The sequence below is a fragment of the Micromonospora sp. U56 genome (assembly GCF_018070095.1).
GTDB lineage: Bacteria > Actinomycetota > Actinomycetes > Mycobacteriales > Micromonosporaceae > Micromonospora > Micromonospora purpureochromogenes.
The window spans coordinates 1-10735 of record NZ_JAGPYL010000172.1 but is presented as its reverse complement, the minus strand read 5'-3'; the positions used below and the strand labels follow the sequence as shown (position 1 = coordinate 10735).

Sequence of the window (10735 nt, the reverse complement as noted above, 5' to 3'; positions counted from 1 at the left end):
GGTGGTCACGCTGAGCACCACCACGCCGGCGGCGAAGACCACGTTGCCGACGGCGAACGCCACCGAGGGACGCCTCGGCGGTCAGGCCCGGGTGCCCAACGTCGCGGGCACCTGGAAGGACCTCACCGACAACGTCAACTCGATGGCGAACAACCTCACCGGCCAGGTCCGCAACATCGCCCAGGTCACCACGGCGGTGGCGCAGGGCGACCTGACCAAGAAGATCGACGTCGACGCCCGCGGTGAGATCCTGGAGCTGAAGACCACCATCAACACGATGGTCGACCAGCTCTCCAGCTTCGCCGCCGAGGTCACCCGGGTGGCCCGGGAGGTGGGCAGCGAGGGCCGCCTCGGCGGTCAGGCCGAGGTCGAGGGCGTCTCCGGCACCTGGAAGCGGCTCACCGAGAACGTCAACGAGCTGGCCGGCAACCTGACCCGCCAGGTGCGGGCGATCGCCGAGGTGACCAGCGCCGTCGCCACCGGCGACCTGACCCGGTCCATCACGGTGGACGCCCCGGGCGAGGTCGGCGAGCTGAAGGACAACATCAACTCGATGGTGGAGTCGCTGCGCGAGACCACCCGCACCAACCAGGAACAGGACTGGCTCAAGACCAACCTGGCCCGCATCTCCGGGCTCATGCAGGGTCACCGCGACCTCGAGGTGGTCGCCGGTCTGGTGATGAACGAGCTGGCGCCCCTGGTCTCCGCGCAGCTCGGCACGTTCCTGCTGGTCGACGACCTGTCCGAGGGCAAGGCGCTGCGGGTCGTCGGCGGCTACGGGCACGACGCCACCCGGCGCCGCTACGCCCTCGGCGACTCCCTCGTCGGCCAGGTGGCGGTGAGCAAGCGGGCCATCGTGGTCGACGCGGTGCCGGCCGACTACGTGACCGTCTCGTCCAGCCTGGGTGCCGCCGCCCCGCTGCACCTGGTGGTGCTGCCGGTGCTCTTCGGGGACCAGGTGCTCGGCGTCATCGAGCTGGCCAGCATGAGCCGGTTCACCGACATCCAGCGCGACTTCCTCGACCAGCTCACCGAGACCATCGGGGTGAACGTCAACACCATCGTCGCCAACGCCCGTACCGACATCCTGCTCACCGAGTCCCAGCGCCTCGCGGCCGAGCTGCGGACCCGGTCGGAGGAGCTGCAGGCCCGCTCCGAGGAGCTGCAGCGCTCCAACGCCGAGCTGGAGGACAAGGCGGCGCTGCTGGCCCGGCAGAACCACGACATCGAGACGAAGAACTCCGAGATCGAGCAGGCCCGCCAGGAGCTGGAGGCGCGTGCCCAGCAGCTCGCGCTCGCCTCGAAGTACAAGTCCGAGTTCCTGGCCAACATGAGCCACGAGCTGCGCACCCCGCTGAACTCGCTGCTCATCCTGGCCCAGCTGCTCGCGCAGAACCCGAACCGCAACCTGACCAGCAAGCAGGTCGAGTACGCGACGGTGATCCACTCCGCCGGCACCGACCTGTTGCAGCTGATCAACGACATCCTCGATTTGTCGAAGGTCGAGGCCGGCAAGATGGACATCAACCCGGAGACCTTCGACCTGTCGGTCCTGCGCGACTACGTCGACGCCACCTTCCGCCCGCTGACCACGCCGCGTGGGCTGGAGCTGGACATCGTCACCGGCCCGGACGTGCCCACCACCCTGCACACCGACGAGCAGCGGCTGCGCCAGGTGCTGCGCAACCTGGTCTCCAACGCGGTCAAGTTCACCGAGCAGGGCAGGGTGCAGCTGCGCATCGAGCGGGCCCGGCCGGACGAGCTGCCCGGCGGCGTCGAGCCGGCGGAGACCGTCATCGCGTTCCGCGTGATCGACACCGGCATCGGCATCGCCGAGCAGCACCTGACCGCCATCTTCGACGCGTTCCAGCAGGCCGACGGCACCACCAGCCGCCGGTACGGGGGCACCGGCCTCGGTCTCTCCATCAGCCGCGAGATCGCCCACCTGCTGGGCGGCCGGATCACCGCGCAGAGCGTCCTGGGTCAGGGCAGCACCTTCACCCTCTACCTGCCCGCCACCGTCGTCGGACCGTACGGCGCCGACTCCGCCGGCCCGCTCAACGGTCACCTGGTCGGGGCGGAGCCGGAAACCTACCGGCGTACCGAGCAGCGGCGCCTGCTGGTGCTCGAGGGACACGACAAGGGCCTGCTCACCATGCTGGCCCAGGGCGTCGCGGCGGGGCCGGCGGAGCACGCGGTCGACGTGTCCACGGCGGTGGACACGGCCTCGGCGATCGAGGCGCTCACCGCACACCGGCACCACCTGCTGGTGCTGCACCTCGACATGTCCGTCGAGGGCGGGACGGCCCTGCTCAAGGCGCTCGACGACCACCCGGACCTGCACCGCCTGCCGGTGCTGGCCTACCACGGCAGCCGTTGACCGCCGGCCAGGAGACGCTGCTGCAGGCCATCGCCAAGGACCGGCCGCTGGAGGTGCTGCGCAGCCTGGACGACCTGCGCGAGCGCATCGCCCTGCACCTGTCGGCGGAGAGCCCCGAGCGGGTCGTGCCGCTCACGCCCGCCACCGCCGACGCCGCGCCGGCCGGGGACGCGTTCGCCGCGGCGCTGACCGGGCGCAAGGTCCTGGTCGTCGACGACGACGCCCGCAACGTCTTCGCGCTGACCAACATCCTGGAACTGCACGGCATCGACGTCGTCTACGCCGAGAACGGCCGCACGGGCGTCGAGACGCTGATGCGCCACGACGACATCGACCTGGTGCTGATGGACGTGATGATGCCGGAGATGGACGGGTACGCCGCCACGGCGGCGATCCGGGCCATGCCCCGCTACGCCGAGCTGCCGATCATCGCCGTCACCGCCAAGGCGATGCACGGCGACCGGGAGAAGAGCATCTCCTCGGGCGCCAGCGACTACGTCACCAAGCCGGTCGACGCCGACGACCTGCTGCACTGCATCCACCGCTGGCTCAGCAGCTGACGCCGCCGTCCGCCTCCCGGGACCCGGTGCCCCGGGGGGGCGGACGGGGCGGGTGACTCCGGACCGGCGACCGACTCCCGGGGGCGCCCAAACGACCGTTAAGCTGACGGGGTGGGAACCGCCGAGCTGTATCCGCCCGACCGGCTGGCCGCCGCGCGCCGCGCCACCGCCGCCGCCGGCCTGGACGCGCTGCTGCTCACGCCCGGTTCCGACCTGCGCTACCTGACCGGCTACGACGCGCACGCGGGGGAGCGGCTGACCTGCCTGCTGCTGCCGGCCGAGGGCGAGCCGACCCTGATCGTCCCCGCCCTGGAACGTCCGGCCGCCGAGGCGTCCCCGGCACCGGCCACCGGCGTGCGCATCGTCGACCACGCCGACGGCACCGACCCGTACCCGCTGGTCACCGCCGCCCTCGGCGGACCGGTCGCGGCGGTCGGGTTGGCCGACCGGATGTGGGCCGAGCAGGTCCTCGCGCTGCGCGCCGCGCTGCCCGGGGCGACCCAGCGGCTGGCCGGCGAGGTCCTGCGCGAGTTGCGGGTGCGCAAGTCGCCCGCCGAGGTCGCCGCCCTGGCGGAGGCGGGCGCCGCGATCGACGCGGTGCACGCCCGGATGGGTGAGTGGCTGCGGCCGGGGCGGACCGAGGCCGAGGTGGCCAGCGACATCGACGCGGCGATCCGCGCCGCCGGCCACGCGACCGTGGACTTCGTCATCGTCGCCGCCGGCCCGAACGGCGCCAGCCCGCACCACGGCACCTCGGACCGCCCGATCCAGGCCGGCGAACCGGTCGTCGTCGACATCGGCGGGACCATGCCCTCGGGCTACTGCTCCGACTCCACCCGCACCTATCTCGCCGGCGGGCGCGCCCCGGCCGAGTTCACCGACTACTACCAGGTGCTGCACGCGGCGCAGCGCGCCGCCGTGGCCGCGGTCCGGCCCGGGGTGACCGCCGAGGCGGTCGACGCGGCCGCCCGCGAGCCGATCACCGCCGCCGGGTACGGCGACGCCTTCCTGCACCGCACCGGCCACGGCATCGGCCTGGACGGGCACGAGGAGCCGTACGTCGTCGCCGGCAACTCCCGGCCGTTGGAGCCCGGCATGGCGTTCTCCATCGAACCCGGCATCTACCTCGCGGGCCGACACGGCGCCCGCATCGAGGACATCGTCGTCTGCACGACGGACGGCGTACACCGGCTCAACACCACCCCCACGGAGCTCATCGCGCTATGACTGTCGACCGGATCCTCCCCACCGACGAGGCCCACGACCTGCTTGAACTCGCCATCGAACTCGCCGACCGCGAGCTGGCCCCCCGGGCCGCCGGGTTCGAGGAGCGCGCCGAGTTCCCCCGGGAGGTGCTGCGCACCCTGGGCCGGGCCGGCCTGCTCGGCCTGCCCTACGCCGAGGAGCACGGCGGCGCCGCCCAGCCGTACGAGGTCTATCTCCAGGTGCTGGAGATCCTCGCCAGCCGCTGGCTCGCCGTGGCCGAGGCGGTCAGCGTGCACACCCTGTCCTGCTACCCGGTGGCCCAGTTCGGCAACGACGCCCAGCGCAAGCTGCTGCCCGACATGATCGGCGGGGAGCTGCTCGGGGCGTACTGCCTCTCCGAGCCGCAGGGTGGCTCGGACGCGGCGGCGATGACCACGAAGGCCGTCCGCGACGGTGACTCGTACGTCGTCTCCGGCACCAAGGCGTGGATCACGCACGCCCGGGTCGCGGACTTCTACAACATCTTCTGCCGCACCGGTGGCCCCGGCCCGAAGGGCATCTCCTGCCTGCTGGCCGACCGGAACACCGCGGGCCTGCACCCGCAGGCCGCCGAACGCACCATGGGCCTGCACGCCTCCCCGGTCGCGCAGATCGCCTTCGACGACGCCCGGGTGCCCGCCGACCGGCTGATCGGCGGCGAGGGCATGGGCTTCACCATCGCCATGTCGGCCCTGGACTCCGGCCGGCTCGGCATCGCCGCCTGCGCGGTCGGGCTGGCCCAGGCCGCCCTCGACTACGCGGTCGGGTACGCGAAGGAACGGCGCCAGTTCGGCCAGGCGATCATCGACTTCCAGGGGCTCGGCTTCAACCTCGCCGACCTGGCCACGCAGATCTCCGCCGCCCGGGCGCTGACGCTCTCCGCCGCCCGGCTGCGCGACGCCGGCCGGCCGTACTCGATCGAGGCGGCGAAGGCGAAGCTCTTCGCCACCGACGTGGCGATGCGGGTGACCACCGACGCGGTGCAGGTGCTCGGCGGCGCCGGATACGTCGTCGACCACCCGGTGGAGCGGTACATGCGGGAGGCGAAGGTGCTCCAGATCGTCGAGGGCACCAACCAGATCCAGCGGCTGGTGATCTCCCGGGCGCTGGCCAGGGGCTAGCCTGTCCCGGTGCCCTTCCCCCGGATCACCGTCGACCCCGAGGTGATGGGCGGCGCGCCCTGCGTGCGGCAGTCCCGGATCCCGGTGGCCACCCTGCTGGCGATGATGGCGGGGGGGATGTCCGTCACCGACATCCTCACCGACCTGCCCTTCCTCGACGAGGGGGACATGGCCGAGGTGCTGAACTACGCGGCCGATGCGGTGCGCGACCGGACGGCCCGCCCAGCGTGACCGCGGCCGGCCGGTCGTCGCACCCCGGGCTCGGACCCGGTAGGTTGCACGCCGTGGAGGAGATCGACCGCGCCATCGTCGCCGCACTGACCGTTGACGGTCGGCTGTCGTACACGGATCTGGCGGAGAAGGTGGGGCTGTCGGTCTCCGCGGTGCACCAGCGGGTCCGCCGGCTGGAGCAGCGCGGGGTGATCAACGGCTACGCCGCCCGGGTCTCCTTCGAGGCGCTGGACCTGCCGCTGACCGCGTTCGTGGCGATCCGCCCGTTCGACCCGTCGCAGCCGGACGACGCGCCGGAGCGGTTGGCCCACCTGCCCGAGATCGACTCCTGCTACTCGGTGGCGGGGGAGGACTTCTACCTGCTGCTGGTGCGGGTGGCCGGCCCGGCCGACCTGGAGCGGGTGCTCCAGGAGATCCGCACCGCGGCCAACGTCACCACCCGCACCACGGTGGTGCTCTCCACCCCGTACGAGGGGCGGCCGCCGAAGATCGACCTCGATCCGCGGACCCGGGTGCGGCCGCGCGCCAACGGTGAGGCCTAGCGGGCCGGTCAGCTCCCGTTCCCTCAGCTCCCGTTCCAGCGGAGGATGACGGGGCGCCCGTGCTCGTGCCCGAGCACACTGACCGTGGCGGTGTCCAGCCGGAGCTTGCCGCCGCCGGACGGCGGCAGCCCGATCCAGCGCGCGCCGACGACGCGCAGGTTGTGCGCGTGTCCGACCAGGGCGACGCTGCCGTGGTCGAGCAGGGGAGTGACCCGGGCGAGCAACCGGTCGACCCGCTCGCCGACCTGCTCCGGTGTCTCCCCTCCCGGACAGCCGTCGGTCCAGATGTTCCAGCGCGAATCGTCCTTCTGGATGTCCACGGTGGTCCGGCCCTCGTATTCGCCGTAGTTCCACTCGGCCAGGTCGTCGTCCACCTCGTCCACCGTGAGGCCGGCGAGCTGCGCGGTGGCCCGGGCGCGCTGGCGGGGACTGGACAGCACCCGGGCGAACCGTCGGCCGACCAGCACCGCGCCGAGGGCGCGGGCCTGCCGCTCGCCGTCGGGCGTCAGGGCCAGGTCGGTGTACGAGGTGTGTTGGCGGCTGGCGCTCCAGGTGGTCTCGCCGTGCCGGACCAGGAGGATCTCGCTCATGCCCCCAGTCAACCAGGACCGGCCCGGGTCGGCGGTGGCTGCCCGCGATAGTCGCGGAAGTCCGCGCTGGTTGGCGGAAGCGGCGCCGGCGCCACCACGCGGCGCCGGACCTGCTGGATGGCGCTGCGACGTGCCAGGCGGCTGGCGCGAGCCATGCCCCGTCAGCCGCCTGGTTGCTGACGTGCCGAGGGGTCAGCGGCGGCGCAGCGCCGGGTCGAGCAGGGCGGGCGGGGTGTCGTGCTTCTCGTGGGCGGCGAGGTCGACGCCGGGAGCCACGATCGCGTCGATCGCGTCCAGCACGTCGGTGGAGAGCACGGTGTCCGCGGCGGCGAGCTGCGAGCGGAGGTGGTCCATCGTGCGGGGGCCGATGATCGCGCTGGTCACGCCCGGGTGCGCGGTGACGAAGCCGAGCGCGAGCTGGATCATGCTGAGGCCGGCGTCGTCGGCGACCGTGGCGAGCTGCTCGACGGCGTCGAGTTTGGCGCGGTTGGCGGGGATGCTGGTGTCGTAGCGCTGCTGCATGAAGCCCGAGCGGTTCGTGCGGATCTCCTGCCCGGCACGGATCGCGCCGGACAGCCAGCCCGATGCCAGCGGGCTCCAGGCGAGCACGCCCATGCCGTACTCCTGCGTCACGGGCAGCACGTGGGTCTCGATGCCACGCTGCAGGATCGAGTAGCCCGGCTGCTCGGTCACGTAGCGGCTCAGGTGCCCCTCCCGGGCGGCCCACTGCGCCTGCACGATGCGGTAGGCCGGGAAGGTCGAGGAGCCGAAGTAGCGGAGCTTTCCCGCGCGCTGCAGGTCGGTCAGCGCCGACAGCGTCTCCTCGTCGCTGGTCGCGGGGTCCCACCGGTGCATCTGGTAGAGGTCGACGTGGTCGACGCCGAGGCGGCGCAGGCTGTCGTCCAGCGCGGTGACCAGCCAGCGGCGTGAACCGCCCCGACGGTTGCGCTCGTCGCTCATCGGCAGGGTCGCCTTGGTGGCCAGCACGATGTCGTCGCGGCGGCCGGCGATGGCCTTGCCGACCATCTCCTCGGACTGGCCGCCGCTGTAGGCGTCGGCGGTGTCGATGAGGTTGATCCCCGCCTCGAGCGCCGCGTCGACGATGGCGGTGGCTTCCTCCTGGGTGGTGTTGCCGATCCTGCCGAAGTTCATGGCGCCGAGCACGAGGGTGCTGACCTGCACGCCCGTGCGACCCAAGGTGCGGTACTGCATGACTGTTCCTCCTGGTGACGTGCAGCGATGCAACGTTTGGTGGGTCGCTCGCCCCATCGCTATGCTGAACAAGCGGAGCGGTGTTCCGGTAACCAACATACGGAACAGTGTTCCGGATGCCAAGTGGAGTGGTGGAGGTAACCGACGGTGGCCGACATCGACAGCGGCGCGGAGCGACCGGTGCCGCGCAAGCGGGCCGACGCCCGACGCAACGAGAAGACCCTGCTGGACGCTGCCGCCGCGGCGTTCGTCACCTCCGGCGTCGACGTGCCCGTGCGCGACATCGCCGCCAGGGCGGGCGTCGGCGTGGGCACGATCTACCGCCACTTCCCGACGCGAGCCGACCTCATCGTCGCCGTCTACCGGCACCAGATCGAGGCCTGTGCGGAGGCGGGCCCGGCCCTGCTGGCCGGCAGCAGCACACCGCACGCCGGCCTGGTGCAGTGGATCAACCTGTTCGTCGACTTCCTGGTCACCAAGCACGGCCTCGCCGCGGCGCTGCAGTCCGACGACGCCGCCTTCCAGACCCTGCACGCCTACTTCCTCGACCGTCTCGTCCCGGTGTGTGACCAGCTGCTCGACGCCGCCGTCGCCGCGGGGGAGATCCGCCCGGACATCGACGCCTACGGGCTGCTGCGCGGCGTCGGCAACCTCTGCATCGGTGCGGGCAGCGACCCCCGGTACGACGCGCGCCGCCTGGTCGAGCTCCTCATCGCTGGACTGCGCCTGCATTGAGGGGGTCGGCAACGAGCTCACTCGCCACCGGCGGACAGCCCGCTCCGCCAACCAGCGCGGCGGCTCCAATCGGCCGGGCGGAGGCGGACCCGCCTATTGTCCTAGGACGGGCTAGAGGTTGTGTCCCCGCCGTCGCCGCAGCCAGCGCCATCCTGCCTGCATCCTAGGATGTCTTACGCGGTGTGCGGCAGCGCACGGACAAGCCAGGCAGTCACCGGGACAGGCAGCGGTTTCGGGGTCCGACACCCGGGGACGCACCGGGGAGCGGGGCGCTCCGTCCCGCGCACCGCCGGAGCAGCAGGAGGCGAGATGAGCTTCACGGAGAAGGCGAAGAACAAGGCCCAGCAGCTCACCGGCGTCGCAAAGGAGCGGATCGGCGACGTCACCGACAACGAGCGGATGCGGGGCGAGGGCGCCGCCGACCAGAGCACCGCCCGGGCCCGGCAGACGGGCGGGGACCCCAGGAACGCCGGTCGCCGGGCGCGCGACACGTTCCGCTGACCAGGAACCTGACGAGCGGTCCCCGGGACACCGCCGGGGACCGCTCGATTAGCGTTGCGGGCGTGACGGTCGCCCGGTCCCTGCTGCTGTTCGCCCTGGCGGCGCTCGCCGAGATCGGCGGAGCCTGGCTGGTCTGGCAGGGCTGGCGGGAGCATCGGGGCCTGTGGTGGATAGGGGCCGGGGTGATCGCGTTGGGCTGCTACGGCTTCGTGGCCACCTTCCAGCCGGATCCGCACTTCGGCCGGATCCTGGCGGCGTACGGCGGCGTGTTCGTGGCCGGGTCGCTGGCGTGGGGGATGGTGGTGGACGGCTTCCGGCCGGACCGCTGGGACCTGGCCGGCGCGGCGATCTGCCTGGTCGGCGTCGCGGTCATCATGTACGCGCCGCGCGGCTGACCGGTCGCGTCGGGCCCCCGGCCCGGTGGCCGTCGACGACCAGCATCGCGGTCACCGCGGCGATCACGACGACCAGGTGCACGAAGGTGTTGACGTAGGCGCCGATCGGGACGGTGGCCAGGACCAGGGCCGCCGTGACCAGGCGGCTGGCCGGGCGGCCGTGGCGCACGACGCGGCGGATGTCGGCGATGCCGACCAGGAAGAGGGCGACTCCGCCGGAGAGGGCGAGCGCGGCCGGCCAACCGGTGGGGGAGTCGGGATGGGCGACGGTGGCGTGCAGGCCGGTGGCGGTGGCGATGATGCCGAGCAGCAGGGCGAAGTGGGCGAGGCTGTAGACGTGGGCGGACATCCGGCTGCGCGCGCCGCGATCGGCGCGGTCGAGCGCGGCTTCGATGGCCCCGGTCTCGGCGAAGTAGGTCCACCAGAGCGCGGCGGGGAGGGCGAGGGCCAGCACGATGGCGCCCACCGTCGTGGGGGTGAGGTGGTTCAGGGGCGCGCCCATGCCGATGGTGACCACGGTCTCGCCGAGGGCGACGATGACGAGCAGACCGTGCCGTTCGACCAGGTGGGCCGGGACGACGCGGAAGCTGGCGGCGACGCGGAGCCAGGAGTGGCTGGGCAGTAGGTAGGGCAGCAGGCTCTGGACGAAGATGGCGGCCGCCCAGAGGGCGTACACGGCGGGTCCGGAGAGCACGCCGGCGGCGAGGACGAGCAGGGCGGCGGCGAGGTTGTAGGGGGCGAAGCCACGAACGGTGGCGCGGGCGGTGCTCCGGGTGAACAGGGTCGTGTGGACGGTGACCACGACGAGGTAGCCGATGGCGAAGAGCAGGCCGCTGCCGGTGAAGGCGTCGGGGAGGGCGACGGCGGTGAGCAGGAAGCCGGCCATCCCGGCGAAGAGGAGGAGTTTGCCGGCGGGCCGACGCGGTGGCATGTGGTTGCTGAGCCAGGCGTAGCCGCTGTAGAGGTAACCAGAGCAGGCCGAGGATCAGGATGGTGCTGCCGACGCCGGTCCAGTCGAGGTGGTCCTCGAGCAGGTCGGCGAGTTGGGTGATGGTGAGGACGAAGACGACGTCGAAGAAGATCTCGACGGGGGTGACCCGCTCGGCGGTGTCGGCGTCGCGCCGCGCGGATCCCATGTGTGTGCAGGGTAGTCAGCTGGTGGGGGCGGTGTCGGGGTTCTCCGGGGGCGGAGACGGCGGCCCCCCCGGGGGCGGCGGGGCGCC

General features: G+C 72.4%; 11 protein-coding genes and 2 pseudogenes. 9 read left to right on the top strand and 4 right to left on the bottom strand.

Annotated elements, in window-relative coordinates:
* The 6 genes from KBX37_RS31745 to KBX37_RS31720 form a co-directional block, all read left to right on the top strand.
* Positions 1–2380: ATP-binding protein (locus KBX37_RS31745; protein ID WP_247659386.1), on the top strand; the 2380-nt coding region annotated here is incomplete at its 5' end.
* Entirely contained in the window at positions 2377–2940 is a 564-nt protein-coding gene (locus KBX37_RS31740) for a response regulator (protein WP_210779531.1), read from the top strand. The genes KBX37_RS31745 and KBX37_RS31740, both read left to right, overlap by 4 nt.
* Positions 2941–3051: 111 nt before the next feature.
* A complete protein-coding gene (locus tag KBX37_RS31735) occupies positions 3052–4167 on the top strand; it encodes a Xaa-Pro peptidase family protein (RefSeq protein ID WP_210779530.1) in 1116 nt (371 codons plus the stop codon).
* Complete coding sequence (locus tag KBX37_RS31730; protein WP_210779529.1) at positions 4164–5306, top strand: acyl-CoA dehydrogenase family protein; 1143 nt, start codon at positions 4164–4166, stop codon at positions 5304–5306. Before KBX37_RS31735 ends, KBX37_RS31730 begins: the two co-directional genes overlap by 4 nt.
* 9 nt (positions 5307–5315) lie before the next feature.
* A complete protein-coding gene (locus KBX37_RS31725; RefSeq protein ID WP_210779528.1) occupies positions 5316–5537 on the top strand; it encodes a DUF433 domain-containing protein in 222 nt (73 codons plus the stop codon).
* A 53-nt stretch (positions 5538–5590) separates the two neighbouring features.
* Positions 5591–6079 carry an Lrp/AsnC family transcriptional regulator gene (locus tag KBX37_RS31720; protein ID WP_210779527.1) on the top strand — a complete coding sequence of 163 codons (489 nt, stop codon included), beginning with the start codon at positions 5591–5593 and terminating at the stop codon, positions 6077–6079.
* 23 nt (positions 6080–6102) lie between these two features.
* Here KBX37_RS31720 and KBX37_RS31715 read toward each other — a convergent pair whose 3' ends face one another.
* Together KBX37_RS31715 and KBX37_RS31710 are read right to left on the bottom strand one after the other, a co-directional pair.
* On the bottom strand, positions 6103–6669 hold the full coding sequence (locus KBX37_RS31715) for a histidine phosphatase family protein (protein WP_210779526.1): 567 nt from the start codon (positions 6667–6669) through the stop codon (positions 6103–6105).
* A 192-nt stretch (positions 6670–6861) separates the two neighbouring features.
* The gene (locus KBX37_RS31710) at positions 6862–7881 is read right to left on the bottom strand and encodes an aldo/keto reductase (protein WP_210779525.1); all 1020 of its coding nucleotides are present in this window, start codon (positions 7879–7881) and stop codon (positions 6862–6864) included.
* 156 nt (positions 7882–8037) lie between these two features.
* Between KBX37_RS31710 and KBX37_RS31705 the strand changes: the two genes are divergently transcribed.
* The 3 genes from KBX37_RS31705 (at position 8038) to KBX37_RS31695 (ending at position 9512) form a co-directional block, all read left to right on the top strand.
* On the top strand, positions 8038–8616 hold the full coding sequence (locus tag KBX37_RS31705) for a TetR/AcrR family transcriptional regulator (protein ID WP_210779532.1): 579 nt from the start codon (positions 8038–8040) through the stop codon (positions 8614–8616).
* Between the two features lie 309 nt (positions 8617–8925).
* Complete coding sequence (locus KBX37_RS31700; protein ID WP_210779524.1) at positions 8926–9117, top strand: CsbD family protein; 192 nt, start codon at positions 8926–8928, stop codon at positions 9115–9117.
* A gap of 62 nt (positions 9118–9179) precedes the next feature.
* Positions 9180–9512, top strand: coding sequence for a YnfA family protein (locus KBX37_RS31695; RefSeq protein ID WP_210779523.1), 333 nt, complete (start codon positions 9180–9182; stop codon positions 9510–9512).
* On the opposite strand, the pseudogene KBX37_RS31690 reads toward KBX37_RS31695, so the two are convergent.
* Together KBX37_RS31690 and KBX37_RS36165 are read right to left on the bottom strand one after the other, a co-directional pair.
* A pseudogene (locus tag KBX37_RS31690) lies at positions 9490–10464 on the bottom strand (low temperature requirement protein A); the annotation flags it as partial. The gene KBX37_RS31695 and the pseudogene KBX37_RS31690 overlap by 23 nt on opposite strands.
* A 25-nt stretch (positions 10465–10489) precedes the next feature.
* Positions 10490–10648, bottom strand: a pseudogene (locus tag KBX37_RS36165) (low temperature requirement protein A); the annotation flags it as partial.
* Positions 10649–10735: the final 87 nt, after the last annotated feature.

Coding starts and splice junctions, on each gene's coding strand:
- KBX37_RS31700 (WP_210779524.1), top strand. CDS start 8,926: ATGAGCTTCACGGAGAAGGCGAAGAACAAGGCCCAGCAGCTCACCGGC.
- KBX37_RS31730 (WP_210779529.1), top strand. CDS start 4,164: ATGACTGTCGACCGGATCCTCCCCACCGACGAGGCCCACGACCTGCTT.
- KBX37_RS31715 (WP_210779526.1), bottom strand. CDS start 6,669: ATGAGCGAGATCCTCCTGGTCCGGCACGGCGAGACCACCTGGAGCGCC.
- KBX37_RS31710 (WP_210779525.1), bottom strand. CDS start 7,881: ATGCAGTACCGCACCTTGGGTCGCACGGGCGTGCAGGTCAGCACCCTC.